We start from the raw sequence: 24849 nt of genomic DNA, 5'->3' as shown, positions 1-24849 counted from the left end.
CATGAACCGCTTCTTCGTCGACGCCTGGGATCCGGGCTACGGCGCGTCGTTCGAGGCGTCGCCGGCCGGCCCGGCCGCACCGAGCAGCGCCCAGGTCGAGGCGGAACACGAGCTGCCGGCGGTGGACTGGCGGGCGATCGGCCCCCGTCCGGGCGTCCGGGCACCCGACGTGGTGCTGCTCGTCGACGGGGTACGCCGGATCGACGCCAGCATCTGGACGGCCGAGGAGGACGGCGGTTCGTTTCCCGGGCTGGCCGCCTCGTACGCGGCCGGGGTGATGCGCTGCGACCTGGATCGCGGTGCCGCGCAACTGGCCGGCGCCACGGTGGGGCGGGGCCTGTTCACCGCCAGCCCGTCGGCGACCGACGTGGTGGCCGGCAACGTCCGCTACCCGGTGCACCGGGTCGGCGGCAGCGGTGAGCTGGCCAAGCTGCCGGCGGCGGTGCAGGGGCCGTTGACCGCCCTGGAGGTGCAGGTCTCGGCCGCCGCGCGTACCGACGACGACCTGCTGGTGGTGGACGGGCCGCTGCGCAACCGACGGCAGCTGCCGCGCACGCTCGGCTACATCAAGACCCAGCACAGCCAGTACCTCGACGCCCGGCTCACCGCCGTGGTCACCGGCCTCGCGCCAGGCCAGCGGTCACCGGTGTTCCGGCTCGGCACCGCCTGGGGTGGCTGGTCGTGGTATCTGCGGCTGCCGGTGACCGCGGGCGCGCCCTGGGCCGGAATCGTGCGGCTGGAGTGCTCCGCCGACCTGGAGATCGCCGAGGCGGTACGGCTGGCCGACCTGTCGCTCGTCACCCTGCCCCGGTTCGCGTCCAGCCCGTACAAGGATCCCCGGGCCCCGCAGAACCTGGTGCCGATCGCCGGGCTGGAGCGGTTGCTGCGCTCCCGCCTGGGCGACGCGCGGCTGCTGCATCGCGCGCTCACCGTCGCCGCCCGCACCGCCGCCCGGGCCGGGCGCTGATGGGCCGGCGGCGCGACGCCGACCGGATCTCCGAGCCGGTCGACACCGGGCTCGCCGAACTGGTGCCCGACCCGGACCGGTCCGGCTCGTGGACGCTGCTGCTCGACGGCGCACCGCAGTCGCATGTGGACCTGACCGATCCCACGCACCTGGAGTTCGAGTACGTCCGCCGGCTGGCCGCCGCGATCGACCTGGTGGCACCGGCGGGTGCCCCGCTGCGGGTGCTGCATCTGGGTGGCGGTGCGCTGACCCTGCCCCGGTACGTCGCCGCCACCCGTCCCGGCTCGACGCAGCGGGTGGTCGAGGTGGACGGGGCGCTCGTCGAGCTGGTCCGGCGGACGTTGCCGTGGCGGGCCGATCCGCGCCTGAAGGTACGGGTGGGTGACGCGCGGGCGGTGCTCGCCTCATACCGAGAGGCCAGCTACGACGTGGTGGTCGCCGACGCCTTCGCCGGTGCCCGGACACCGGCCCGGCTGACCTCGGTGGAGTACGTCGCCGACGCGGCCCGGGTACTGCACCCGGCAGGCTGGTACCTGGCCAACGTCGCCGACGGCCCGCCGCTGCGTTTCGCCCGGGGCCAGGTGGCCACCGTACGCACGGTGCTGCCCCGGGCGTGCCTGGTCGCCGACGCCGCCGTGCTGCGCGGCCGGCGCTACGGCAATCTGGTGCTCGTCGCCGGCCGGCAGGAGCCGCCGGTGGCGGCGCTGGTTCGCCGGGCCGCCGGCGACTGGTTTCCCGGCCGGGTGCTGGCCGAGGCGGAACTCGACCACTTCACCGGGGGCGCCACGGTGGTGCACGACGGCGACGCCGTCGACTCGACGCCACCGCCGCCGGGGATTTTTTCCGCCCGACGTTGATCCGTTCGGCACCGCCTTCCGTACCAGTCAGCAGCCATGCCCGTGGGGGGACGGCTTTCTGTCCAGGGACGTCGGAGGTCTGCATGCACGCACTGGCGGTCGGTTGGCAGGGCGACCGGGTGCGGGTGGACTGGATGTCCGCCCGGTCCCAGTCGCGGCCGATCACGTCCACCCGTGGGGTCGACTCTCGTGCGGCGGCTGGCCAGAATAGCCCGGTGACGCCGCGACCCACCCCTGGCCGCCACCAGGCTTCCACCACCGAAGCCGCCCACTCCGACCAGCTGGTCCGCACGCTCTACGCGGAACACGCCGGACCGCTGCTGATGTTCGTGATGCGGTTGACCGGCGGAGACCGGCAACGGGCCGAGGACATCGTCCAGGAGACGCTGCTGCGAGCCTGGCGCAACGCGCACCGGTTGGGCGCGCAGGGACAGGGGTCGCTACGGCCGTGGCTGGTCACGGTGGCGCGCCGGATCGCCATCGACGAGCACCGCAGCGAGCAGGCCCGCCCGGCCGAGACGTACGACCGGGACCTGACCGCGTTCGCCGAGGCCGACAGCACCGACCGGGTGCTGCGGTCGATGACGGTGGCGGACGCGCTGCGAACGTTGAGTCAGTCGCACCGGGAGATCCTGGTGGCGACGTACTTCCGGGGCCGTACGGTGCCGGAGGCGGCCGAGGAACTCGGTCTGCCGTTGGGCACCGCGAAGTCGCGGGTCTACTACGCGCTGCGCGCGCTGCGCACAGCTCTGCAGGAGAGGGGGGTGACGGAATGAGCCGGGTTGACCACATGGACGTCGCCGCGTACGCGCTCGGCGTGCTTGACGAACAGGACATGGAGCGGTTCGAGGAACACCTCGCGACCTGCTGGGCCTGTGCCGCCGAGCTGGAGACGATGGTGCCGGTGGTCGGGCTGCTCTCCGACATCGACGAGGAGTCGATCACGGCGCTGGAGCAGACCCACTCGGATCCGGTCCTGCTGGACCGGACGCTCGTGGCGCTGCGTACGCACCGTCGGCGGGCCCGGTTCCGGCAGGTCCTGGCGACCGCGGCGGCCGTGGTGGTCTTCGGTGGGCTGACCGGTGTCGTGTTCAGCAACCTCACCGACAGCAGCACGGCGCCGCCGATCGCCGGGCCGACCACGGCTCCGGTGGACCCGCCGAGCGACCGCCCCGGCAACCCCAGCGGTCCGGGTTTCGGCGGCAACGAGCAGGAGGGTGAGCAGGTCGATGTCACCGACCCGGCCACCGGCGTCGAGGCGACGTTCTGGCTGACCTCGAAGGACTTCGGCACCAAGATGGACTTCAGCCTGGGCAAGCTGCCGGGGCCGCGCACCTGCCGCCTGGTGGTGGTGCGCGACGACGGCTCCACCGAGGTCGTCTCCACCTGGTCGGTGCCGGACGGCGGGTACGGCACAAACGCCAACCCGAACCTGCTGGCCCTGTCGGCGGCCACCTCGACGAAGCTGGACGACATCAAGCACTTCGAGGTGCAGGAAATCGACTCGCGGGGAGCCACTGAGACTCTGGTGACCGTCCCCACGGCCTGATCCACGTCCACGAAGGCCCGCCTCGGCCCGAGGCGGGCCTTCGGTCTTTCCCCGGTGTCAGGCGACTCAGCCAGCTGGGGATACGGACTCACACGGACAGAGCACCCGGACGGTTCAATGGATCCTTGTGAACTTGCCCACCCTTTCGGATTCATCCTTGACAGCGATCGGTCCGTACTTCCCGGTGAACTTGCCAAGCATGAGGAGGGCACGTGGCACAGATGAAGCGGACCGTCATCGCCGTGGGCGCCATGTTCGCACTTACGGCCTGCGCACCCGCGGGCTACAACGGGGCGGACGCGGGCGCGGCCGAGCCGGTCGCCGTCGCCGCGGCCGAGCCCAGCGTGACCGCCGACCCCGAGGCCAGCGCGGAACCGGGCGCCTCGGCGTCACCGGGCGCGGAGGCCGAGACCGACGCTCCCCTGCCCGACGGTGTCGAACTGACCGCCAGCCTGACCGGCAAGAAGTTCCCCCGGATGGGCAGCGCCGTGGTCAACCAGGACGGATACATCCTGTACCGCTTCGACCGCGACACCAACGACCCGCCGTCGTCCAACTGCGACGGCCAGTGCGCCGAGGTGTGGCCGCCGGCACTGACCGACGGCGCTCCGGAGCTGAAGGGCGTCTCCGACGACGACGTCGGCACCATCACCCGCGAGGACGGCACCCGTCAGATCACCCTCGACGGCTGGCCGCTCTACACCTACATCGGTGACAAGAAGCCGGGCGCCTGGAAGGGCCAGGGCGTCGGCGGCACCTGGTTCGTGGTCAACCCGGACGGCAGCAAGAACCTGGAGTGCCTGCCCAAGGGCACCCCGAAGGCGGTCGCCCCGCCGTCGAAGACCGAGTCGAACGACGCGGACTCCGACTACGACTACTGATCCATCAGCACGTCGGGTGGCCGGCCGCAGCCAGCAATGGCGCGGCCGGCCACCGGCGTTCCTACCCGGACCAGGTGCGCCGCGCTGACCGAGTGGCCCGCGTGGCAGAGTGAGGCGGTGAGCTGGACGCCGCCGACCACCAACCGGGTGTTGCGAACCCCGCCCGGCTACCGCTTCGCCGCTTCGGTGCGCCCGCTCACCTTCAGCCCGTACGACCCGTGTGCGCGGATGATCGCGGGCGTCTTCTGGTGGGCGGCGCGCACGCCCGACGGACCGGCCACCCTCGCCCTGCGACCCGAGGGCGGCGATCTGACCGCCGAGGGTCACGGCCCGGGTGCCGGCTGGATGGTCGAGCACGCCGACGCGGTGGCCGGGCTCCGCGACGACCTGACCGGTTTCGCGGAGCTGGCCGGGAGCCACCCCGTGGTGGCCAGGCTGGCCAGTCAGCAGGCGGGGCTACGGATGCCGGCCAGCGGGCTGGTCTTTCCCCGGGTGCTGCGGGCCGTGCTGGAGCAGAAGGTCACCGGCAAGGAGGCCTACCGGGGGTACGCGGCGACCGTGCGCCACTTCGCCGAGCCGGCGCCCGGGCCGGTACGGCTGCTGCTGCCACCCGACCCGGCGGCGGTGGCCGCCGCGCCGTACTGGGTCTTCCATCCGTTCGGCGTGGAGCAGCGCCGGGCCGAGACGTTGACGCGGGCCGCCCGGATGGCCGACCGACTGCAACGATGCGCCGACTCGGCCCAGGCCACTCGCCTGCTGCGGTCGATCCCGGGCATCGGGCCGTGGACCGCCGCCGAGGTCGTCCGGGTCGCGTACGGCGACGCGGACGCGGTGAGCGTCGGCGACTACCACGTACCCAACACGGTCGCCTGGGCCCTGGCCGGTGAGCCACGCGGCAACGACGCCCGGATGCTTGAGCTGCTGGAACCGTTCCGGGGCCACCGGGGCCGGGTCTGCTGGCTGCTGGAGGCCGCCGCCGTGCAGGCGCCGAAGTTCGGCCCGCGCGCCCCGATCCGCTCCTTCGCCCACTACTGAACGCCGGTCTCAGGCGGCCTCGCGCAGGTCGGCCAGGTCGACCGGGGTACGCCGACGCAGCAGCTCGGCCAACTCGTCGACCGATCCCACCTCGCCGAGCACGTTCTTGCCGCCGCCGAAGCGTCGGGGATAGGTGTGCACCAACCGGTACAGGTACCGGCCGTGGATCAGCTCGACGCTCACCCGCCACCGTCCGCAGCACCCGCACACCCACTCCGCCACCTCGCGAAAGTAGCTCTGACCTGCGGTTTTCCGATTCGCCCGGACGGCACGTGACGGGCGTCAGCAAGACACGCCGCCCACCGGGCGGCCGTGATCCGGGTCACCGCTGTCGGTGCCGTCTGGTTGACTGATCGCCGTGGACCTGCCGATCAACCCGCCGGTGGAGCCGATGCTCGCCCGCAGCGTCAGCTCGATCCCCACCGCCCCGGGGATGACCTACGAGCCCAAGTGGGACGGCTTCCGCTGCATCGTCTTCCGCGACGGTGACGAGGTGGAGCTGGCCAGCCGGGGCGGCAAGATGATGACCCGCTACTTCCCCGAGGTGGTCGAGCAGGCCCGCCGGCAGCTACCGCCGCGCTGCGCGGTCGACGGCGAGCTGATCGTGATCCGCCGCGACGGCCCGGACGGGCAGCCCCGGCTCGACTTCGAGCTGCTGGCCCAGCGCATCCACCCGGCGGCCTCCCGGGTGAAGCTGCTCGCCGAGACCACGCCGGCCGACTTCGTCGCCTTCGACCTGCTCGCGCTCGACGACGAGGGCCTGCTCGACGCCCCCTACCCGACCCGCCGCGCCCGGCTTGAGCAGGCGCTGTCCGGGGTACGACCCCCGGTGCACGTCACCCAGATCACCACCGACGCCGAGGTGGCGCGCCGCTGGTTCGACGTCTTCGAGGGCGCCGGCCTGGACGGGTTGATCGCCAAGCCCGCCGACCTGCCGTACGAGCCGGGCAAGCGGCTGATGTCCAAGGTCAAGCACGCCCGCACCGCCGACGCGGTGGTGGCCGGGTTCCGCTGGCACAAGTCCGGTCCGGTGGTCGGTTCGCTGCTGCTCGGCCTCTACGACGACGCCGGAGTGCTGCACCACGTCGGGGTGAGCGCCTCGTTCACCATGGCCCGCCGCGCCGAGCTGCTGGAGGAGCTGGCCCCCTACCGCGACGTCGGGGACGAGCACCCGTGGGTGCACGGCGACCACGAGCGCGGGCAACGCATCCCGGGCGGGGTCAGTCGCTGGACCGGCACGAAGAACCTGGAATGGGAGCCGCTGCGCCCGCAACTGGTGGTCGAGGTGGCGTACGACGCGATGGAGGGTGACCGGTTCCGGCACACCGCGCGCTTCGTTCGCTGGCGACCCGACCGTGACCCGCTCTCCTGCCGATACGATCAACTTGACCGGCCGGTCCGGTTCGACGTGGACCAGGTGCTGCGGGGTGACCCGGCGGTGTCGGCCGGGTCCGCATAGCTTGGCCGTCGATCTGATCACGGAGGCTCGTTCGTGACCCGTACGCCCGACCGGATCCGCCGTTTCCGGCTCACCGTGGCCGGCCTGACCGCCGCCGTGGTGGTCACCGCCGGCTGCACGCTGCCGGCGTTCGCGCCGCGCACCGACGTCGACGGCGAGGCCGCGGCACCGGGGTCCGCGGCGACCTGGCGGTCCTGCCCGGAGGTGGCCGACGAGGTGGTCGGGCGGCAGGCACCGGACATCAGGTACGAGTGCACCCGCATCCAGGTGCCGCGCGACTGGGCGGGCGGCAGCGCCGCCACGACCGGTCCCGGTGCCGGTGAGACCTTCGAGATCGCGCTGCTGCGGGCCCGCTCCACCAACCAGCGCGACCGGATCGGCTCGCTGCTGGTCAACCCGGGCGGCCCCGGCGGCTCGGGCGTCGACACCGCCGTCTACCTCACCTTCGGCGAGCAGTACGGCGGCCTGCCCGACGCCATCCTCGAACGCTTCGACATCGTCGGCTTCGACCCGCGCGGGGTGTCCCGGTCCAGCCCGGTCGAGTGCATCTCCGACGCCGACCTCGACGCCGTCTTCGGCTACAACCCCGACCCGGAGAGCCAGGCGTCGTTCGACGACTTCGTCGCGCTCAACGAGCGCATCGGCCAGGGCTGCGGCGCCAAGTACGGCGACCAGCTACCGCTGTACGGCACCGAGCAGGCGGCCCGCGACATGGACGCGATCCGGGCCGCCGTCGGCGACGAGAAGTTGACCTACCTCGGCTACTCCTACGGCACCCTGCTGGGGGCCACGTACGCCCAGTTGTTCCCACAGCGGGTGCGGGCGCTTGTCCTCGACGGCGCGGTCGACCCCCGGCAAGATCTGATCGAGGGTTCGGAGAGCCAGGCGAAAGGCTTCGAACGCGCCTTCGACAACTTCACCAGGTGGTGCGCGGCGAACGCGGCCCGCTGCCCCATCGCCCCCGACGCCCGGGCGGCGGTCACCTCGGCCATCGACAAGGCCGAGGTCTCCCCCGTCCGCTCCGCCGACGGCCGGGAAGCCACCGCCGGCTGGATCTTCTACGCCATCGTCTCGTCGCTGTACTCGGAGCCCGGCTGGCAGCAGCTCGCCCAGGCCATCGACCGGCTGAACGAGGGCAACCCGACGGACGTGTTCCGGCTCGCCGACAACTACACCGACCGCGACTCCGACGGCAACTACAGCAACCTGTTCGACGCCAACCTGGCCATCAACTGCGCCGACGAGGAACAACGCCCCGACCTGGAGCGGATCCGCCAGCTCCAGTCCGAGTGGCGCAGCCAGTACCCGCTGTTCGGCGCACCACTCGCCGCCGGTCTGGTCTCCTGCACGGAGTGGCCGGGCGGCAGCGACCCCTATCCGACCGGCCGCGCCGAGGGTGCCCCGCCGATCCTCGTCGTCGGCACCACCGGCGACCCCGCGACACCGTACGAGCAGACCCCGGCGTTGGCCGAGATGCTGGGTGTCGGCCGGGTGCTCACCTGGGAGGGCGAGGGGCACACCGCCTACCCGCAGACGGCCTGCATCACCCAGGCGGTCAACGCGTACCTGATCGACCTGACCGTCCCACCCGACGGCAAGCGCTGCCCAGCCCGCTGACCGGCCGGCGGTCGCTCGCCGTACTGACGGCGGGGCGTCGTCCGTTCAACGGCTCACGCTCGCGCCGAGGTAGAGGCGTATGACGCGGGTGACGGTGTCGCGGTCGCCCTCCACGTGTACGGTGCCGGCGCGTTCGGCGTCGGTGAGCGGCAGGCCACCGAACAGCACCTCGCTCCAGGCCGTCGAGTCGGCGGTCACGGTCGCCACCGGGTCGACGGCGGTACCGGGCCGGACGTCCAGCAGCCCGTCGGCGGTGGTCAGCCGATAGTCGCGGACCGGTGGGTCGGGCTGGCGGGTGTCGTGGAGGCGCAGGGCGGTCGGCGGCAGGCCCTCTGGGACAGGGGGTGCCATGGTGCGCATGGCGAGGACCATGGCGTCAGGTGTCATGCCACCGCTGGTGCGGGGGTCCGGCCCGGAGGAGTACCACCGCCCGAGCGAGGCGAGGACCGACTCCAGGCCACGACCCCACTCGGTGACGGCGTACGCGCGGGTGCGGGCCAGGTCGGGCAGGGTCACCTGGTCGATGATGCCGGCCTGACGCAGGGATCTGAGCCGGTCACTGAGGACGGCCGGGGTGATGCCACGGACGGACTCCTGAAGGTCGGCGAAGCGTTTGGGTCCGAGGAGCAGTTCGCGGACGACGATGAGCGTCCACCTGTCACCCACCAGGTCGAGCGCGTTGGCAGCTCGGCAGGCGTCGCCGTGGTGCGCGTAGGTCAACTTGGTAGGCAATCCTAATCAACTTCTTTCACACGAGTCTTCGCTATGTTTATAGTAGCGGCATGCCGAGTATGGACACACAGCCAGCACCTCCGGTGGTCGACCGCGACACCTGGCTCCGGGAACGGAACGCACTGCTCGTCCGGGAGAAGGAGCACACCCGGGCCGGTGATGCCATCGCCGCTGCCCGCCGCCGCCTGCCGATGACCGAGGTCAACCCGGTCAAGCTGATCGGCGAGCAGGGCCCGGTCTCGTTGCTCGACATCTTCGACGGGCAAGACCAACTCGTGGTCTACAAGCACATGTGGCACCTCGGCAAGCCGTTCGAGGAGCAGTGTGAAGGCTGCACCATCAGCATCTGGAACTTCCACGAGGCTAGCTACCTGGCGGCACGGGGCATCAGGTTCGCGGTCTTCGCCGAGGGACCGTACGAGGAGATCGCACCGTTCCGCGAGTTCATGGGCTACCTCCACCCGTGGTACTCGAACTACGGCATCGAGGATCCCGCCGTCGCCGGCGGCGGCAACATCGCCTGCTACCTGCGCCGGGGCGACCGGGTGTTCCTCACCTACGAGACGACCGGACGCGGCGTCGAGGCGATCATGGGCTCGCTCAAGCTGCTCGACATGACCGCCTATGGACGACAGGAAGCCTGGGAGGACTCTCCCGACGGCTGGCCGCAGGCCGACCCGACATACAGCTGGTGGCGCAAGGACGGCCGCCCGGTAGCCCAGTGGACCCGCCCCGGCGCCACGCCCGTCCAGTCGGACCAGCACCACTGCCACTGAGCACCTCGGGGCGCCTCGTAGTCACGCACCTCGGGTCAACGGGGCTTGAACGAATTCCCTGGGCCCGCCGTAGTCCGGCCCAGGGAATGGCCCCTATGGCGCGCCCAGGTCGGCGATGTGATCGGCATGTCCCTGGGGATAGGTGTGGACATAACGGATCTAATGGGTTCGTGCTACGGATCGATGTCCTTGTTGCAGGGTTGTTGCTGGCATTGACCGGCTGCGCCGGTAGCCCTCGAACACCTACCAGCACCGAACAGCCCCCTGGGATCTCGTCGGGGCAGCCGCCGGGACCGACGCCTGCCCCGGCGACCGGGAGCGGCCGGGTGCTGAACGGAGACGGTTACCGGACCCTGGTCGCCGGTGCCACGTACGACTTTCTCGCGGCGATGCACGGTCGGGTGGGCGTCGGTGCTGGCGGCTGTTTGATCCTGCGGGACGAAACAGGGGCCGCGGAGGTGTTGGTCTGGCCGCCGGGCACCACGTTGCTCTCGAACGGCCAGGTGGGCGTACGCGTGCCTGACGTCGGAGAGATCGTCGTGGGTGATCGGGTCGACGGCGGTGGCGGATTCTTCGAGACCCCGCTCACAGAGGGCGGCCCGCCAGAACATCTGCCACCCGTCCCGGTCGGATGCGCCTCCGTCGGCACCTCCGTGGCGGTGCTGGAACGCGTCAGCCGGCAGAGCGACAGTTGACGGTGCTCCGCCGCGCATCGGGTCGCACCGTTGTGGGACGCTCGCGGGATGAGTGAGGTGATCTTCCGTGAGGCGGTCCGGGCGGACCTGCCGGCCGTGCTCGACCTGCTCGCCGACGACGTGCTCGGACGCACCCGTGACGTCGGGGAGGTCGACGCCACGTACGAGAAGGCGTTCGCGGACATCACCGCCGACCCGCGCAACCAACTCGTGGTCGGTGAGACCGACGGCGAGGTGGTGGGTTGCATGCAGCTCACCTACATCCCCGGGCTCGGCCGGCACGGCGCCGAGCGGCAGTTGATCGAATCGGTCCGGGTCCGCTCGGACCAACGCGGTCGAGGGCTGGGACGCCAGATGATGACCTGGGCGATCGATGCGGCCCGGCAGCGCGGCTGCGGGCTGGTGCAGCTCACCACCGACAAGGCCCGCCACGACGCGCACCGCTTCTATCTCGGGCTCGGCTTCGTCGCCAGCCACGAGGGTATGAAGCTCAGCCTCTGACTTCCTCGCCTGCCGGTGAGTCCGACAGCCGGGGCCGTCCCACCTCGCAGCCGAGGACGGTGGCCCAGAAGCTCGTGAGCGTCGACAGACTCGACCCGTGGATCATGCTCCGGGTCGAATTGCGGATCATCCAGAAGTCACCGCCGGGCAGCACGATCACCCAACCGGCCGGGGCACCGCTGTCCTCCGCCACGAGCACCAGCAGTTCCGGCCTGCTGTCGACGTCGATCTCGGGCAGATCCTCGACCGTCGCGGACAACCACCCCTGCTCCCCAGAATTCATGCCGCCTCGTCTCACCGGATCAATTGTCGCCATTCCTGCGGGAAGCCTGCGGGAGTGTCGGCAATGGATGCAAGGCTCCGCGTGAGACAGTCATCCGGCGACACGTAAATGAGCCGATGAGACCTCGAATTCCTCGGAGCGGAGCCGATGATGCGTCAGGATGAGACAACCGGAGGGGGCGTGACCGAGACAGGATCGACAGTGCCGCGCCGTGAACTCGGCCGGCTGCTCAGACAGACGCGGGAACAGGCCGGCATCGGCCTGGAGGCCGCCGCCTCGGACCTTGAATGGTCCCGGGCCAAGATGTACCGCATCGAGGCTGGCCAGACCCCGATCCGGGCCTTGGACGTCGAGCAGATGTGCCGCCTCTACGGTGCCGCCCCCGAGATGTCCGAGGTGCTTGTCAGTCTCGCCAAGGAATCCAAGAGCAAAGGCTGGTACCACGCCTACGGCGAGGTGATCCCCCGCTGGTTCCAGCTGTACGTGGGACTCGAATCCGCCGCCTGTCGCATCCGCTCGTATGAACACGCTCTGGTGCCAGGACTCCTCCAGACCCCCGAATACGTGAGCGAGTTGGCGCGAACTCAGTCCGGCGGCGCAACCGAAGATGACGTTGCGAAACACGTCGAACTACGGATCGAACGTCAGCGCGTCCTCACGAGGAGACGACCGGCAGCTCCCGCTCTGGACGCGATTCTGGAGGAGAGCCTGCTGTACAAGACGATGCCCGGCATGGCCAAGCAGATCGACAAGCTGGTCGCCGCCAGCGATGCCGCCAACGTGACGGTCAGAGTGCTGCCGCTCGGCAGAAAACTCAGCGACGCGGCCGTGGTCGGAAACTTCGCAATCCTGGATTTCCCGACGCGTGGTGCGAGGTCAGCCGAGCCCACGACCGTGTACACGGAAGGCTTGTCCGGCGCGCTGTACCTTGACCGGGTGGCAGAGGTCCGGGCCTACGCCGGGGTCTGGACCGAACTCAGCGCGGAGGCGCTGAGTGTTGAGGAGTCACGCACACTCCTGCGGCGAATCAGGGAGAGACATCATGACTGATCTGACCGGCGCGACGTGGCGCAAGAGCAGCCGCAGCACCGCTCAGGGGAACTGTGTCGAGGTGGCGGAAGGTCTTGCGGGCGTGGTGGGGGTGCGGGACAGCAAGGACGTCACCGGTCCGATCCTGCTGTTCGACGCGTACCAGTGGCGGTCTTTTGTGCAGACCCTCAAGGGCAACCGTCCCGCGTAGCCCAGCCCGGTCAGCGGGGGCGGTCGCGGTCCTTGGAGGGTTGGACCCGCTTGGGTTCGCCGGGCATTTTCGGGTGGTCGGGCGGGTAGGGCAGGTCACCCTCTCCGGCGGCGGCGTCCCGCTCGGCCCACTCCAGCAGGGGGGTGATGTCCCACCCGGCGTCGTCGATGCCGGCGTGCGGGTCACCACGCTGGGCCAGCCGTTCCGGCACGGTACGCAGGTCGAAGTCGTCCGGCTCGACGTCGGTCAGCTCGTCCCAGGTGACCGGGGTGGAGACGGTCGCCCGGGCGTTGGCGCGCAGCGAGTACGCGCAGGCGATGGTGCGGTCCCGCGCCATCTGGTTGTAGTCCACGAAGACCCGCTCGCCGCGCTCCTCCTTCCACCAGGCGGTGGTGACCAGGTCGGGCCGGCGGCGGGCCAGTTCCCGGGCCAGTGCGATGGTGGCCCGGCGTACCTCGACGAACGTCCAGCGCGGCTGGATGCGCAGGTAGACGTGCACGCCCCGGCCGCCGGACGTCTTCGGCCAGCCCGGCACGCCCAGCTCGTCGAGGATCGCCCGCAGCTCGGTGGCGGCCGTGGCGGCATGGGCGAAGTCGGTGCCGGGCTGGGGATCGAGGTCGACCCGCAGCTCGTCGGGCCGGTCGACGTCGGCGGCGCGGACCGGCCAGGGGTGGAACACCACGGTGCCCATCTGCGCCGCCCAGGCCACGTGGGCCAGGTCGGCCGGGCACAGCTCCGCGGCCTTGCGCCCGCTGGGAAAGCTGATCTCGGCAGTCTGCACCCAGGGCGGCACGCCCCGGGTCGGCACCCGCTTCTGGAAGAACATCTCCCCCTCGATGCCGTCGGGGAAGCGCTGCAACGTCGTCGGCCGGTCGCCAAGCGCCCGCATGATGCCGTCGCCGACGCTGACGTAGTAGTGGAAGACGTCGGCCTTGGTGAAGCCCCGCTCCGGGAAGATCACCCGATCGGGACTGGACAGTCGTACGGTGTGCCCGGCCACCTCGATCTGCTCGGCCGCAGCCTTCGTGCCACCCATTGCGCGACCATATGCGATGGGTCCGACCTTCGGCGTACCGTTGACCTGTGACTCTTCCCGACAGCGAACTGCCCCACACCGAGGACGAGTGGCGGGTCCGGCTCAGCCCCGCCGAGTTCCGGGTGCTGCGCGAGCACGGCACCGAACCGGCGTGGACCGGCGAGTACGTCGACACCAAGACGCCCGGCATGTACCGGTGCCGGGCCTGTGGTGTCGAGTTGTACCCGAGCGACACCAAGTTCGACTCGCACTGCGGCTGGCCGAGCTTCGACGACGCCATCCCCGGCGCGATCAAGGAGATCGAGGACAACTCCCTCGGCATGAGCCGCACCGAGATCCGCTGCGCCCGCTGCGACAGCCACCTCGGCCACGTCTTCCGTGGCGAGGGCTTCACCCCGAAGGACACCCGGCACTGCGTGAACTCGCTCTCCATCCGCCTGGACCCGAGCACCGCCTGACCCAGGCCCGCGCCGCCGGGCGGTCAGCCGGACGCGGGCCGGCCGGCCATCAGCGCGACCTGAGCGGTACGGGACTGCTCCACACGCCGGGCCAGGTCGAGCACCCGTGCGTCGGTACCCGCCGCCTGATGGGCCCGGGCCAGGTCGGCCGCGGCCTGTTGGTGCGCGCTGAGCACCTCGATCAGCACCGCGTCGACCTCGGCGGCCGGGGCGTCGCGCAGCCGCGCCAACTGCTCGGGGCCCGTGCCGTGTCCGGCGTGGTCGTCGGCGCGGGCGCTGCGCCCGGCACCTGCCAGCCAGCCGCGTGCGGTGGCCAGTTCGTCGGACTCGGTCGCCGCGACGGCGGCGACCAGGGTGCGCAGTTCGCTGTCGGTCAGTCGGTCCCGAACGAGCCGGACGATCTGGAGGGTCTGCTCGGTGTGCCCGGCCATCATCGACAGGAACAGCAGGTCGATACCGGTCATCTCGCTGGTGGCATCAGGCGTGCGGGCCGGCGTCCCACTAGAGGCCGCGACCACCGGCGTCGTGGCGTCGGCGGGCGGGGGCTGCCCGGACGAGCCGCCACAGCCGGCAACCAGCAGCACCGCGATCAGGTGCAGCGGCAGCACACGCAGCGTGGCACGCCGTGCCCGCACCACGGCACGCACTGTGGGCCAGCGGGCCGACGACCCGACGACTCGGGCCCCCAGCACGCCGGCTCCGGCCCGCGACACGGCGGCTCCGGCCGACAGCACACCAGCTCCCGCGCACAGCACGGCGGGCGGGTGCGGCGGTACGGCGGGCGGGAGGTGCGGCCAGCTCCGGCCGCACCTCCCGTTGGTCAGATCTGGCTCCACAGCGCCGGTACGTTCGGCGGCTCCCAGCCGGCGATGGCGGTGTGTGCCTGCCGGCAGCGGTAGGTGCGGCCACCGTAGGTGACCTGGTCCCCGACCGCGTACGCCCGACCGGCGGCCCAGGTGCCTCCGCTCGGCGGGTTGGTGGTCGGCGCGACCGTCGGGGTGGGCGACGGTGCGGGCGGGTTGGCGGTGGGGCTCGGGCTGGGCGTGGGGTTGCCGCCGCCACCGCCGATCTGCAGGTCGACGCAGGAGTAGAAGGCGTTCGCGGTGTCAGAGATGTTCCACACCGCCAGCAGCTTCTGCCGGCCGGAGTAGCCGGACAGGTTGACGGTGTGCGAGACGGTCGCGCCGGGCTGGCGCCCGCCGCCGGAGAAGACCGCGACCCGGGTGTTGCCGATGAAGTACTCCCAGTCGCGGGTGGCGTGCATGGCCGTGTTGACCCAGGTGAACGTCACGGTGGTGCCGACCGAGGTGGCGGGCCAGCCACGGTTGTCGTCGTTGAGGACGGCGAAGTGCGAGATGTTGGCGTGGCAGTTGCGCAACCCCTTCGGGCCCTCGACGCTCTGCGGTTCCCACCTGATCTGCCCGCAGTCGGGTACCCGGTTCTGGGCGCAGAGTGCCTGGCGGCTCGGTGGCGACGAGACGTAGCCGTGGGCCTGGGCGGGGGTGGCGACGGCCAGGGTGGAGACCATGGCGCCCGTCGCGACGAGCGGAAGGGTGAATCTTCGACGCATGGCGGCAACTCCTTGTCGGCGTGGTGCCTGGTGAGGTGCCCCAAACATAATTTAAACCTTGTTAACAGTAAAGACCGATGTCAATAAAACGAGAGCCGTCTGGCGCCGTGCCGCAAGATGGGACAAAAGGTCTTTCTGATGGAGGTACGGGGCGTGGCAACCTGCGAGGTCTGCGGCAACGACTACTGGTTGGCGTTCGAGGTGCGTACGGTCAGCGGTGACGTGCACACCTTCGACAGCTTCGAGTGCGCGATCCACCGGCTGGCGCCGATCTGCGAGCACTGTGGCATCAAGATCGTCGGCCACGGGGTCGAGGTCTCCGGTCGGTTCTTCTGCTGCGGCCACTGCGCCCGCGCGGTGGAGACGGAGCAGGGCGCCGAGATCCGCGACACCGTCGGCGCCCGCCCAGCCTGACGCCCGTCGACCGATCATCCGCAGCAACCAACCACCCGAAGAACGAAGGACGCCACACCAGATCTTGGAAAGATTCGGTTCAGCTAACGGAAAGTCTCCAAGATCCTCAATCCAGCTCCAGGGCGCGTGCCGGCGAGCGCACTAGCCTGGCGGGATGTCTGACACGCAGCTGCACAGCGCCGGTTTCGCCGAGTTGGACGCGCGCACCTTCCACGACCTGGTGCGGCTGCGCGTCGACGTGTTCGTGGTCGAGCAGGAGTGCGCGTACCCGGAGATCGACGGGCGGGACGTCGAGCCCGGCACCCGGCACCTGTGGCTGACCCACGACGGCGCTCCGGTGGCGTACCTGCGGATCCTGGCCGACCCGGGCGGGGTGGCCAGGATCGGACGGGTGGTGGTGGCCCCGGCGGTGCGCGGTGCCGGGCACGCGGGCCGCCTGATGACGGCGGCGCTCGCCGAGATCGGCGACCGACCGTGCGTGCTGGACGCCCAGTCGCATCTGGTCGACTTCTACACCCGGCACGGCTTCACCGTCAGCGGGCCGGAATACGTCGAGGACGGCATCCCGCACACCCCCATGCGCCGGAAGTGGTAGGCGACCCGAACCCGGTGGTGGAAGCGCTTCGACGACCCCTCGCACCGGGTGCAGGAAATCGCTTTCCCCATTGACGGTAAACGATTGAACGTGCCATCCTTCCGAGTCAGCGCACGAGGGCCACACCGACGGCACGGGGGAGGGCAACTCCCGAGCGTCCGGGCGATGTCGAGATCCGACGACTCCCCCTGGGGGTTCCATGTCCAACTCGCTCAGATCATCACGGGCGCTCTGGCTGCTGGCCGTCGCGGCCGTCGCCACGCTGCTGCTCTCCACGGCATTCGTGCGGTCCGCCTCCGCGCACGGCTCGGTGGCCAACCCCATCTCCCGCAACTACGGCTGCTGGCAGCGCTGGGGCGGTGACTTCCAGAACCCCCGGATGGCCACCGAGGACCCGATGTGCTGGCAGGCCTGGCAGACCGACACCAACGCCATGTGGAACTGGAACGGCCTCTACCGCGAGGGCGTGGCCGGCAACCACCAGGCCGCCATCCCGAACGGCCAACTCTGCTCCGGCGGACGCACCGAGAACGGCCGCTACCGGGCGATGGACGTGCCGGGCGCCTGGCGGACCACCTCGGTCGGCAACAGCTTCCGGCTCAAGTTCTACGACCAGGCCAGCCACGGCGCCGACTACATCCGGGTGTACGCCACCCGGCAGGGCTACGACGCGCTGACCACCCCGCTGGCCTGGTCGCACCTGGAACTGGTCGGTCAGATCGGCAACACGCCGGCCGGGCAGTGGCAGCAGGAGCCGGGCGGAGTCTCCATCGAGATCCCGGTCAACGCCCCGGGCCGCACCGGCCGGCACGTCATCTACACGATCTGGCAGGCCAGTCACTCCGACCAGTCGTACTACATCTGCAGCGACGTGCAGTTCGGCGGCGGAACCAACCCTCCGCCCACCACGACCCCACCGACCACGCTGCCACCGACCACTCCCCCGCCGACCACCAACCCGCCACCGGCGGGTGCCTGCTCGGCGACGTACCGGGTCACCTCCACCTGGTCCGGCGGATTCCAGGGCGAAGTCCAGGTGACCGCCGGCAACGCCGCCATCCGCAGCTGGCGAGTGAGCTGGACCAACGGCAGCGGCCAACAGGTCAACCAGGCCTGGAACGCCACAGTCAGCTCCAGCGGCTCCACGGTGACCGCCACCAACGTCAGCTACAACGGCAACCTCGGTGCCGGGGCCAGCACCAGCTTCGGCTTCCTGGCCTCCGGCAACAGCACGACCACACCGACGATGACCTGCACCGCCACCACCTGACCCCGGCCGGGGCCGCGCCACACTCCCTCGGGCGCGGCCCCGCCCGGCTCAGCCGGCAACCGGCACGTCAGGCAGCGGCCGCCGGTAGTCGGGCGGGTGGCCAGCACCCGTCTGGTGGTGGTGCCGGAGTCCCGCTCCGGAGAGCGCTTCCCGCGTTGACGTACGCCGATGCTTCGTGGCACGCTTCCTCCGGAGCCAACACCACAGGGGCAACGCAGATCGGCCACGGGAGAGGCAACTCCCGAGCGTCCGGGCGCAGTCGCGAACTGACGATTCCCTTGGGGAGCTCCATGTCGAACGTACTCAGATCACCACGCGCCGCCTGGCTGCTGGCCGTCGCGGCCGTCGCCCTGTTGCTGCTCACCACCGCGCTGACAAACCCCGTCTCCGCGCACGGCGCCACGGTCAACCCCGGGTCCCGCGCCTACGGCTGCTGGGAACGCTGGGGTGGTGACCACATGAACCCGCGGATGGCCACCGAGGACCCGATGTGTTGGCAGGCCTGGCAGGCCAACCCGGCCGCCATGTGGAACTGGAACGGCCAACTCCGCGAGGGGGTGGGCGGCAACCACCAGGCGGCCGTACCGAACGGCCAGCTCTGCTCGGGCGGGCGGGCCGAGGGCGGTCGCTACAACGCCCTCGACACCTTGGGTGCCTGGCGGACCACCCCGGTCCCCAACAGCTTCCAGTTGAAGTTCTTCGACCAGGCCAGCCACGGCGCCGACTATCTCCGGGTGTACGCCACCCGGCAGGGTGTGGACACGCTCACCAAGCCACTGGCCTGGTCCGACCTGGAACTGGTCGGCCAGATCGGCTACACGCCGGCGTCGCAGTGGCAACGGGAGGTCGACGGGGTGTCGATCCAGATTCCGGTGAACGCGCCCGGCCGCACCGGCCGGCACATCATCTTCACCGTCTGGCAGGCCAGCCACTTCGACCAGTCGTACTACCACTGCAGCGACGTGCAGTTCGGTGGCGGCACCACCCCGCCGACCACCACGCCACCCACGACCACGCCGCCGACCACCACGCCACCGACCACCACCCCGCCGACCACTGCCCCGCCCACCACCAACCCGCCGGTGACGGGTGCCTGCTCGGCGACGTACCGGGTCACCTCCACCTGGTCCGGCGGATTCCAGGGTGAGGTCCAGGTGACCGCCGGCAACGCCGCCATCCGCGGCTGGCGAGTGAGCTGGACCAACGGCAGCGGCCAACAGGTCAACCAGGCCTGGAACGCCACAGTCAGCTCCAGCGGCTCCACGGTGACCGCCACCAACGTCAGCTACAACGGCAACCTAGGTGCAGGCGCCAGCACCAGCTTCGGCTTCCTGGCCTCCGGCAACAGCACGACCACACCGACGGTGACCTGCACCGCCACCACCTGACCCCGGCCGGGGCCGCGCCACACTCCCTCAGGCGCGGCCCCGCCCGGCTCAGTGGACGAGCCGGGCGGGCGACCCGGCGGGCCGGCTCAGGCCAGGGCGGAGACGATGTCGGCGACCGAGCGGCGACGGCCGGTGTAGAAGGGGACCTCCTCGCGGACGTGCAACCGGGCGCGGGAGGCTCGCAGGTCACGCATCAGGTCGACGATCCGGTGCAGCTCGTCGGCCTCGAAGGCGAGCATCCACTCGTAGTCGCCGAGCGCGAACGAGGCGACCGTGTTGGCCCGTACGTCCGGGTAGCCACGAGCCATCTTGCCGTGCTCGGCCAGCAGTTCCCGCCGCTCGGCGTCGGGCAACAGATACCAGTCGTACGACCGGACGAACGGGTAGACGCAGAGGTAGGCGCGGGCCTCCTCACCGGCCAGGAACGCCGGGATGTGACTCTTGTTGAACTCGGCCGGCCGGTGCAGCGCCATCTGCGACCAGACCGGGGTCATCGCCCGGCCGAGGGCGGTCCGCCGCAACCGCAGGTACGCGTCCTGGAGCGCGTCGCTCGACGAGGAGTGCCACCACACCATCAGGTCGGCGTCGGCGCGCAGCCCGGACACGTCGTAGGTGCCGCGTACCACCACGTCCTTGCCGGCCAATTCCTCGATCAGCGACTCGACCTCGCCGGTGACGTTGTCGCGCAGCGACGGCAGCGGCGCGCTGGCCCGGAACACCGACCACATGGTGTAGCGGATGGTGTCGTTGAGTTCCTTCAGTCGGGCCGCGTTCGTCTGCTCGGTCATCTCCCCGATCCTTCCAGTGCCGTGATGATCTCCTCGGCCGCCGTCTCGCCGGAGCGGACGCAGACCGGAATGCCGACCCCGTCGTAGCCGGCGCCGGCCAGCCGCAGCGTCGGATGTGCCGCCCGCAGCGCCGACCGGGCGGCGACGACCCGGTCGAGATGACCGGGGTTGTACTGCGGCAACGCGCCGCCCCAGCGCTGCACGTGCCCGGCGACCGGGGCCGGCAGCGGCGCGCCCAGCACCGCCGACACTTCCCGGTGCACGGTGGCGGCGAGGTCCTCGTCGGGGCGCTGCAACTGCTCCTCGTCGCCGTACCGGCCGACCGAGGCGCGCACCAGGGCCAACCCGTCCGGCCGGCGCAGGTGCCCCCACTTGGTGGTGAAGAAGGTGGACGCCTTGACCAGCAGTCCTTCGGTGGCGGGCACCAGGAAGCCGGAGAGGTCCGGCAGCACCGCTCCGGGCAGCGCGAGGGTGACAAGCGCGACGCTTGCGTAGTCCAGCCCGCCGATCTCCTTCGCCGCCTCCGGGGCGACGTCGGCGAGCAGCCGCGCCGCCGGCCGGGCCGGCACCGCCAGCACCACCGCGTCCACGTCGACATGCTCCGGGTCGCGGGTCGGGCCGACGGTCAGCCGCCAACCGGCGCCGGTCGGGGTGAGTTCGCGTACCGCCGCGTGGCGACGGATGGTCGCGCCGCTGGCCGCCACCGCCGCGTCGACAAGGGTGCTCAACCCGCCGTCGAGGGTGCCGAAGACCGGCTCGCCGGGGGCGCGCGCTGCGGCGGCCTGCGCCGCGCGCACGGCGGCGACAAGCGTGTGTTCCACCCGGGCGGCCCGGGCCAACGCGGGCATGGTGGTGACAAGCGACAGGTCGTCGGCCCGGCCGGCGTACACCCCGCCGAGCATCGGGTCGACCAGCCGGTCGACCACCTCGTCACCGAACCTCGCCCGGACCAGCGCGCCCACCGCGACGTCCTGGTCGTCGCCGAGCAGCGGCCCACCACCGTCGCGGTCGGCCTCCGGGGTCGGCCGCGCCACCGCCGCCACCTTGTCCAGATCACCGGGTACGCCGACAAGCGTGCCGCCGGGGATCGGGCGCAGCCCGCCGTCGACGGCCAGCGCCGCCCGCCCGACGGTCGGGTGGACGATCCGTCCCGCCAGGCCGAGCCGGCGGATCAGGGCCACGGCGGCGGACTCCCCGCCGGCCGGGTCGCGGATCAGGAACGATTCGGCGCCGAACTCGACCGGGCCGCCGGCCAGCTCGCCGGTGCGCAGCTTGCCGCCGAGCGAGCCGGACTGCTCGTACACGGTGATGTCGACGTCGGCGGGGGCCTGGTCGCGCAACCGGACCGCGGCGGCCAGGCCGGCGATGCCGCCGCCGACCACCGCCACCCGCCGCCGCGTCGCCATGACGGTCAGCCCCGGTCGACCGGTCGGGCCGACAGCTCGTGCACCAGGGCGACCACCCGGGTCAACACCTCCGGGTCGGTCTCCGGCAGCACGCCGTGGCCGAGGTTGAACACGTGCCCCGGCGCGGCCCGGCCCTGTTCCAGGATCCGGCGCACCTCGGTCTCCACCACCGGCCACGGGGCGAGCAGCAGGGTCGGGTCGAGGTTGCCCTGCACGGCCCGCTCCGGCCCGATCCGGCGGGTCGCGACGTCCAGCGGCGTACGCCAGTCGACGCCGACCACGTCGGCGCCGGCCTCGCCCATCGCGCCGAGCAGTTCGGCGGTGCCCACCCCGAAGTGGATCCGGGGCACCCCCGCGTCGGCGAGCCCGGTGAGCACCTTCGTCGAGTGGGGCAGCACGAACCGGCGGTAGTCGGCCTCGGAGAGCGCGCCGGCCCACGAGTCGAACAGCTGTACCGCCGACACACCAGCCTCGATCTGCACCCGCAGGAACGCCAGGGTCACCTCGGCCAGCCGGCCGGCGAGGGCGTGCCACAGCTCGGGCTCGCCGTGCATCAGCGCCTTGGTCTTGGCGTGGGTACGCGACGGACCACCCTCCACCAGGTAGCTGGCCAGCGTGAACGGGGCACCGGCGAAGCCGATCAGCGGCCTGTCGCCCAACTCCTTGACCAGCAGCCGGACGGCCTCGTCGACGTAGTCGACGTCGTCGCGGCCGATGAGCCGGATCCGTTCGACGTCGGCGGCGGTACGCACCGGCTCGGCCACCACCGGACCGGTGCCGGGCACGATGTCCAGGTCGACCCCGGCGGCGGCCACCGGCACCACGATGTCGCTGAACAGGATCGCCGCGTCCACGTTGTGCCGGCGAACCGGCTGGAGGGTGATCTCCGTGACCAGGTCGGGCCGGCGGCAGGACTCCAGCATCGCCACGCTGGCCCGGATCTCGCGGTACTCCGGCAGCGACCGGCCCGCCTGGCGCATGAACCAGACCGGGGTGTGCGGGACCGGCCGGCGGCGGCACGCCCGCACGAAGGCCGAATCGGCGGGCCCGCCGGGGCGGGATTCGTCGTCTCGGGCGGCGGTGCCCGTGGTGTCGGTGGTCATCGCGGCAATCGTGCCACGCGGCCGATCGTCGCCCCCCGCCCACCGCCGCCTTTGTGATGTAGAAGGACGGGCACCTTGTCAACGCCTCCGGTACAGCAGAGGCCCCTTTCTGACAATCAACGTCGTTGGCATCCGTGGATCACGGGGTGTCGATCGTCGGCGTGCCGACGCGACCTGACCCGTGCGGCGGCTTAGGCTGCGGGCATGGCCCCCCCGATCGCGCTTCCGGACACGTTCGCCCGCGCGGTCGCAGGGCTCCGGTCGGCGACGCCCCGGCCGGAGATCTTGCTGGAGGAGGTGGGGGCACCGCAGCGGCTGGCCCCCTACTCTTTCGCACTCTCCGCCTCGGTGCTGCGTGACGGTGACGAGGTGGCGTCCGGGCGGCTGATCCTGCTGCACGATCCGGCCGGGCACGAGGCGTGGCAGGGCACGCTGCGGCTGGTCACCTACGTGACCGCCGAGATGGAGGTCGACCTGGCCGCCGACCCGCTGCTGCCCGGAGTGGGATGGACCTGGCTGACCGACGCCCTCGACGCCCAGGACGCGGCGTACCGGGCCATCGGCGGCACTATCACGCAGACGATGTCGACCCGGTTCGGTGAGCTGGCCGGGCCGCCCGCGGCCGGCGACGTCGAGATCCGCGCCTCCTGGACACCGACCGGCGTCGACCTCGCCGCGCACCTGGACGCCTGGTGCACGCTGCTCGCCTCCACCGCCGGCCTGCCGCCGCCCGGCGTCACCGCCCTGCCCGAACGCCGCCCGGCCGCCACCGGCTGAGCACATCCGAGCGACCAGGCCGACACGCGGCGGGGGCGGGTGGCGGCACTCGATCCACTCGCGCACTAGGGTTGTCAGGTGACCGACGAACCACCCCTGCGCCGTCGGGCCGCCGCAAGCCGTACGGGAAACGACACGCTGCACCCGCCGTCGGCGCGGTCGGAGCCCTCGGATGCGGGGACCGAGCCCACCGGCGGCGAGTCCGTGCCGCTGACCGCGCCCCGCGACGGCACCCCCGAGCCAGTCGCCACCCCCGATCAGCTAGCCGAGGTGGTGGCGCGCTTCGCCGACGGAGCCGGGCCGGTGGCCCTGGACGCCGAACGCGCCTCCGGCTACCGCTACAGCCAGCGCGCGTACCTCGTCCAGCTGCGTCGTGCCGGTGCCGGCACCGCGCTGATCGACCCCCTGCCGCTGCCCGACCTGAGCACGCTCGACGCCGCGATCGCCGAGACGGAGTGGGTGCTGCACGCGGCGAACCAGGATCTGCCCTGCCTCGCGGAGCTGGGGCTGCGGCCACGCCGGTTGTTCGACACCGAGCTGGCGGCGCGGCTGGCCGGCTTCGAGCGGGTGGGGCTCGCCGCGCTCACCGAGCAGGTGCTCGGATTCAGCCTGGAGAAGCACCACTCCGCGGCGGACTGGTCGAGCCGGCCGCTGCCCGAGTCCTGGCTGACCTACGCCGCACTGGACGTCGAGCTGCTGACCGACCTACGCGACGCGCTCGACGCGGAGTTGGCCCGGCAGGGCAAGTCCGAGTGGGCGGCGGAGGAGTTCGACGCGCTCGTGCGCAACGGTGCCCGACCGCCCCGGGTACGCGCCGAACCCTGGCGACGGACGTCCGGAATCCACCGGGTCCGGGGCGCGCGGGCACAGGCCCGGGTCCGTTCCCTGTGGTACGCCCGAGACCAGATCGCCGCTCGGCGGGACTCGGCACCCGGCCGGGTGCTGCCCGACTCGGCCATCGTCGCGGCGGCGGAGTTGGATCCGAGGGACGAGAAGGCGCTGCTCACCCTGCCCGGCTTCGGTGGTCGGTCGGTGCGGCGGTTGGCGCGTACCTGGCTGGCGGCACTGGACGACGCTCGGCAGTTGCCGGACGATGCCCTGCCGGTGGCGCCGACCGTGGAGGGCCCACCCCCACCGCACCGGTGGGCGGAGCGGGACCCGGTTGCCGCCGCCCGGCTGACCCGCTGCCGGGAGGTGGTGTTGCGGGTGGCCGGGGAGCACAACCTGCCCCCGGAGAACCTGATCTCGCCCGACACCGTCCGCCGGGTCGCCTGGCAACCCCCCGAGGAGATCAGCGACACCACCGTCGCCGAAGCCCTGCGCGCCCACCACGCCCGCGAGTGGCAGATCACCCTCCTCCTCCCCCACCTCCCCACCGCCCTGACCCCCACCCCCTGACCCACCCCCACCCCCGCTCCGGGCCCGGGCCCGGGCCCGGACCCCGGGCCGTGG

General features: G+C 71.6%; 29 protein-coding genes. 20 read left to right on the top strand and 9 right to left on the bottom strand.

Features of this window, described 5'->3' with window-relative positions:
* The first annotated feature begins 1 nt into the window (after position 1).
* From KBX00_RS20380 to KBX00_RS20355, 6 genes are all read left to right on the top strand, one after another.
* Positions 2-967 (top strand): hypothetical protein, encoded by a 966-nt coding sequence (locus KBX00_RS20380; RefSeq protein WP_210829302.1) that lies wholly within the window; start codon positions 2-4, stop codon positions 965-967.
* Entirely contained in the window at positions 967-1824 is an 858-nt protein-coding gene (locus tag KBX00_RS20375; RefSeq protein ID WP_210829300.1) for a spermidine synthase, read from the top strand. Before KBX00_RS20380 ends, KBX00_RS20375 begins: the two co-directional genes overlap by 1 nt.
* Positions 1825-1907: 83 nt before the next feature.
* On the top strand, positions 1908-2600 hold the full coding sequence (locus tag KBX00_RS20370; RefSeq protein WP_210829299.1) for a sigma-70 family RNA polymerase sigma factor: 693 nt from the start codon (positions 1908-1910) through the stop codon (positions 2598-2600).
* Entirely contained in the window at positions 2597-3373 is a 777-nt protein-coding gene (locus KBX00_RS20365) for an anti-sigma factor (protein ID WP_210829298.1), read from the top strand. The genes KBX00_RS20370 and KBX00_RS20365 overlap by 4 nt, the downstream gene beginning before the upstream one ends.
* A gap of 212 nt (positions 3374-3585) precedes the next feature.
* Positions 3586-4254 (top strand): hypothetical protein, encoded by a 669-nt coding sequence (locus KBX00_RS20360; RefSeq protein WP_374225338.1) that lies wholly within the window; start codon positions 3586-3588, stop codon positions 4252-4254.
* 117 nt (positions 4255-4371) lie between these two features.
* Complete coding sequence (locus tag KBX00_RS20355) at positions 4372-5289, top strand: DNA-3-methyladenine glycosylase (RefSeq protein ID WP_210829294.1); 918 nt, start codon at positions 4372-4374, stop codon at positions 5287-5289.
* A gap of 9 nt (positions 5290-5298) precedes the next feature.
* Here the strand turns inward: KBX00_RS20355 and KBX00_RS20350 are convergent, their stop codons facing one another.
* Complete coding sequence (locus KBX00_RS20350; RefSeq protein ID WP_210829292.1) at positions 5299-5511, bottom strand: hypothetical protein; 213 nt, start codon at positions 5509-5511, stop codon at positions 5299-5301.
* A 136-nt stretch (positions 5512-5647) separates the two neighbouring features.
* Between KBX00_RS20350 and KBX00_RS20345 the strand changes: the two genes are divergently transcribed.
* Positions 5648-6748, top strand: coding sequence for an ATP-dependent DNA ligase (locus KBX00_RS20345; RefSeq protein ID WP_210829291.1), 1101 nt, complete (start codon positions 5648-5650; stop codon positions 6746-6748).
* 33 nt (positions 6749-6781) lie between these two features.
* A complete protein-coding gene (locus KBX00_RS20340) occupies positions 6782-8365 on the top strand; it encodes an alpha/beta hydrolase (protein ID WP_210829290.1) in 1584 nt (527 codons plus the stop codon).
* A 45-nt stretch (positions 8366-8410) separates the two neighbouring features.
* Here KBX00_RS20340 and KBX00_RS20335 read toward each other — a convergent pair whose 3' ends face one another.
* The gene (locus KBX00_RS20335; RefSeq protein WP_210829286.1) at positions 8411-9085 is read right to left on the bottom strand and encodes a helix-turn-helix domain-containing protein; all 675 of its coding nucleotides are present in this window, start codon (positions 9083-9085) and stop codon (positions 8411-8413) included.
* Between the two features lie 62 nt (positions 9086-9147).
* Here KBX00_RS20335 and KBX00_RS20330 point away from each other — a divergent pair, with 62 nt between their 5' ends.
* The 3 genes from KBX00_RS20330 to KBX00_RS20320 all read left to right on the top strand — a co-directional run bounded on the left by KBX00_RS20330 (position 9148) and on the right by KBX00_RS20320 (position 11069).
* On the top strand, positions 9148-9873 hold the full coding sequence (locus KBX00_RS20330) for a DUF899 family protein (protein WP_210829285.1): 726 nt from the start codon (positions 9148-9150) through the stop codon (positions 9871-9873).
* Positions 9874-10199: 326 nt separating this feature from the next.
* Positions 10200-10568, top strand: coding sequence for a hypothetical protein (locus KBX00_RS20325; protein WP_210829284.1), 369 nt, complete (start codon positions 10200-10202; stop codon positions 10566-10568).
* A 48-nt stretch (positions 10569-10616) separates the two neighbouring features.
* Complete coding sequence (locus KBX00_RS20320; protein ID WP_210829283.1) at positions 10617-11069, top strand: GNAT family N-acetyltransferase; 453 nt, start codon at positions 10617-10619, stop codon at positions 11067-11069.
* Here KBX00_RS20320 and KBX00_RS20315 read toward each other — a convergent pair.
* Positions 11059-11352 (bottom strand): hypothetical protein, encoded by a 294-nt coding sequence (locus KBX00_RS20315; protein WP_210829282.1) that lies wholly within the window; start codon positions 11350-11352, stop codon positions 11059-11061. The two genes, KBX00_RS20320 and KBX00_RS20315, sit on opposite strands and share 11 nt — an antisense overlap.
* 180 nt (positions 11353-11532) lie before the next feature.
* On the opposite strand from KBX00_RS20315, the gene KBX00_RS20310 reads away from it, so the two are divergent.
* Together KBX00_RS20310 and KBX00_RS20305 are read left to right on the top strand one after the other, a co-directional pair.
* Positions 11533-12402 (top strand): helix-turn-helix transcriptional regulator, encoded by an 870-nt coding sequence (locus tag KBX00_RS20310; protein ID WP_307868966.1) that lies wholly within the window; start codon positions 11533-11535, stop codon positions 12400-12402.
* The gene (locus KBX00_RS20305; RefSeq protein ID WP_210829278.1) at positions 12395-12592 is read left to right on the top strand and encodes a DUF397 domain-containing protein; all 198 of its coding nucleotides are present in this window, start codon (positions 12395-12397) and stop codon (positions 12590-12592) included. The genes KBX00_RS20310 and KBX00_RS20305 overlap by 8 nt, the downstream gene beginning before the upstream one ends.
* Before the next feature lie 10 nt (positions 12593-12602).
* Here KBX00_RS20305 and ligD read toward each other — a convergent pair whose 3' ends face one another.
* Positions 12603-13628, bottom strand: coding sequence for a non-homologous end-joining DNA ligase (gene ligD, locus KBX00_RS20300; RefSeq protein WP_210829276.1), 1026 nt, complete (start codon positions 13626-13628; stop codon positions 12603-12605).
* Between the two features lie 47 nt (positions 13629-13675).
* Between ligD and msrB the strand changes: the two genes are divergently transcribed.
* Positions 13676-14086 carry a peptide-methionine (R)-S-oxide reductase MsrB gene (msrB, locus tag KBX00_RS20295; RefSeq protein WP_210829275.1) on the top strand — a complete coding sequence of 137 codons (411 nt, stop codon included), beginning with the start codon at positions 13676-13678 and terminating at the stop codon, positions 14084-14086.
* A 23-nt stretch (positions 14087-14109) separates the two neighbouring features.
* On the opposite strand, the gene KBX00_RS20290 is transcribed toward msrB, so the two are convergent.
* Both KBX00_RS20290 and KBX00_RS20285 read right to left on the bottom strand, forming a co-directional pair.
* Positions 14110-14724 (bottom strand): DUF305 domain-containing protein, encoded by a 615-nt coding sequence (locus KBX00_RS20290; protein WP_210829271.1) that lies wholly within the window; start codon positions 14722-14724, stop codon positions 14110-14112.
* Between the two features lie 182 nt (positions 14725-14906).
* A complete protein-coding gene (locus tag KBX00_RS20285; protein ID WP_210829270.1) occupies positions 14907-15656 on the bottom strand; it encodes a lytic polysaccharide monooxygenase in 750 nt (249 codons plus the stop codon).
* Positions 15657-15809: 153 nt separating this feature from the next.
* On the opposite strand from KBX00_RS20285, the gene KBX00_RS20280 reads away from it, so the two are divergent.
* The 4 genes from KBX00_RS20280 (at position 15810) to KBX00_RS20265 (ending at position 19323) form a co-directional block, all read left to right on the top strand.
* On the top strand, positions 15810-16070 hold the full coding sequence (locus tag KBX00_RS20280) for a Prokaryotic metallothionein (RefSeq protein WP_210829467.1): 261 nt from the start codon (positions 15810-15812) through the stop codon (positions 16068-16070).
* 154 nt (positions 16071-16224) lie between these two features.
* Positions 16225-16665, top strand: a complete 441-nt coding sequence (locus KBX00_RS20275) for a GNAT family N-acetyltransferase (RefSeq protein ID WP_210829268.1) — start codon at positions 16225-16227, stop codon at positions 16663-16665.
* 199 nt (positions 16666-16864) lie between these two features.
* Complete coding sequence (locus KBX00_RS20270; RefSeq protein ID WP_210829266.1) at positions 16865-17935, top strand: lytic polysaccharide monooxygenase; 1071 nt, start codon at positions 16865-16867, stop codon at positions 17933-17935.
* 290 nt (positions 17936-18225) lie between these two features.
* Entirely contained in the window at positions 18226-19323 is a 1098-nt protein-coding gene (locus KBX00_RS20265; protein ID WP_210829265.1) for a lytic polysaccharide monooxygenase, read from the top strand.
* Between the two features lie 86 nt (positions 19324-19409).
* On the opposite strand, the gene hemQ is transcribed toward KBX00_RS20265, so the two are convergent.
* The 3 genes from hemQ to hemE are packed head-to-tail and all read right to left on the bottom strand — an operon-like array spanning position 19410 to position 22620.
* The gene (gene hemQ / locus KBX00_RS20260) at positions 19410-20111 is read right to left on the bottom strand and encodes a hydrogen peroxide-dependent heme synthase (RefSeq protein WP_210829264.1); all 702 of its coding nucleotides are present in this window, start codon (positions 20109-20111) and stop codon (positions 19410-19412) included.
* The gene (hemG, locus tag KBX00_RS20255) at positions 20108-21517 is read right to left on the bottom strand and encodes a protoporphyrinogen oxidase (protein ID WP_210829262.1); all 1410 of its coding nucleotides are present in this window, start codon (positions 21515-21517) and stop codon (positions 20108-20110) included. Before hemG ends, hemQ begins: the two co-directional genes overlap by 4 nt.
* A 5-nt stretch (positions 21518-21522) precedes the next feature.
* Positions 21523-22620, bottom strand: a complete 1098-nt coding sequence (hemE, locus tag KBX00_RS20250; protein WP_210829260.1) for a uroporphyrinogen decarboxylase — start codon at positions 22618-22620, stop codon at positions 21523-21525.
* 204 nt (positions 22621-22824) lie between these two features.
* Between hemE and KBX00_RS20245 the strand changes: the two genes are divergently transcribed.
* Positions 22825-23397, top strand: a complete 573-nt coding sequence (locus KBX00_RS20245) for a DUF3000 domain-containing protein (protein ID WP_210829258.1) — start codon at positions 22825-22827, stop codon at positions 23395-23397.
* Between the two features lie 78 nt (positions 23398-23475).
* Positions 23476-24795, top strand: coding sequence for a ribonuclease D (locus KBX00_RS20240; RefSeq protein ID WP_210829256.1), 1320 nt, complete (start codon positions 23476-23478; stop codon positions 24793-24795).
* Positions 24796-24849: the final 54 nt, after the last annotated feature.

The sequence above is a fragment of the Micromonospora sp. C95 genome (genome assembly GCF_018070465.1).
In the GTDB taxonomy this organism is placed as follows: Bacteria; Actinomycetota; Actinomycetes; order Mycobacteriales; family Micromonosporaceae; genus Micromonospora.
This window is presented reverse-complemented; position numbering and strand designations above follow the sequence as displayed.

Bases quoted from the DNA above. Each gene is read 5' to 3' on its own strand.
- KBX00_RS20380 (WP_210829302.1), top strand. From the start codon at position 2: ATGAACCGCTTCTTCGTCGACGCCTGGGATCCGGGCTACGGCGCGTCG.
- KBX00_RS20375 (WP_210829300.1), top strand. From the start codon at position 967: ATGGGCCGGCGGCGCGACGCCGACCGGATCTCCGAGCCGGTCGACACC.
- KBX00_RS20370 (WP_210829299.1), top strand. From the start codon at position 1,908: ATGCACGCACTGGCGGTCGGTTGGCAGGGCGACCGGGTGCGGGTGGAC.
- KBX00_RS20365 (WP_210829298.1), top strand. From the start codon at position 2,597: ATGAGCCGGGTTGACCACATGGACGTCGCCGCGTACGCGCTCGGCGTG.
- KBX00_RS20330 (WP_210829285.1), top strand. From the start codon at position 9,148: ATGCCGAGTATGGACACACAGCCAGCACCTCCGGTGGTCGACCGCGAC.
- KBX00_RS20320 (WP_210829283.1), top strand. From the start codon at position 10,617: ATGAGTGAGGTGATCTTCCGTGAGGCGGTCCGGGCGGACCTGCCGGCC.
- KBX00_RS20315 (WP_210829282.1), bottom strand. From the start codon at position 11,352: ATGAATTCTGGGGAGCAGGGGTGGTTGTCCGCGACGGTCGAGGATCTG.
- KBX00_RS20305 (WP_210829278.1), top strand. From the start codon at position 12,395: ATGACTGATCTGACCGGCGCGACGTGGCGCAAGAGCAGCCGCAGCACC.
- ligD (WP_210829276.1), bottom strand. From the start codon at position 13,628: ATGGGTGGCACGAAGGCTGCGGCCGAGCAGATCGAGGTGGCCGGGCAC.
- KBX00_RS20285 (WP_210829270.1), bottom strand. From the start codon at position 15,656: ATGCGTCGAAGATTCACCCTTCCGCTCGTCGCGACGGGCGCCATGGTC.
- KBX00_RS20275 (WP_210829268.1), top strand. From the start codon at position 16,225: ATGTCTGACACGCAGCTGCACAGCGCCGGTTTCGCCGAGTTGGACGCG.
- KBX00_RS20270 (WP_210829266.1), top strand. From the start codon at position 16,865: ATGTCCAACTCGCTCAGATCATCACGGGCGCTCTGGCTGCTGGCCGTC.
- KBX00_RS20265 (WP_210829265.1), top strand. From the start codon at position 18,226: ATGTCGAACGTACTCAGATCACCACGCGCCGCCTGGCTGCTGGCCGTC.
- hemQ (WP_210829264.1), bottom strand. From the start codon at position 20,111: ATGACCGAGCAGACGAACGCGGCCCGACTGAAGGAACTCAACGACACC.
- hemG (WP_210829262.1), bottom strand. From the start codon at position 21,517: ATGGCGACGCGGCGGCGGGTGGCGGTGGTCGGCGGCGGCATCGCCGGC.
- hemE (WP_210829260.1), bottom strand. From the start codon at position 22,620: ATGACCACCGACACCACGGGCACCGCCGCCCGAGACGACGAATCCCGC.
- KBX00_RS20245 (WP_210829258.1), top strand. From the start codon at position 22,825: ATGGCCCCCCCGATCGCGCTTCCGGACACGTTCGCCCGCGCGGTCGCA.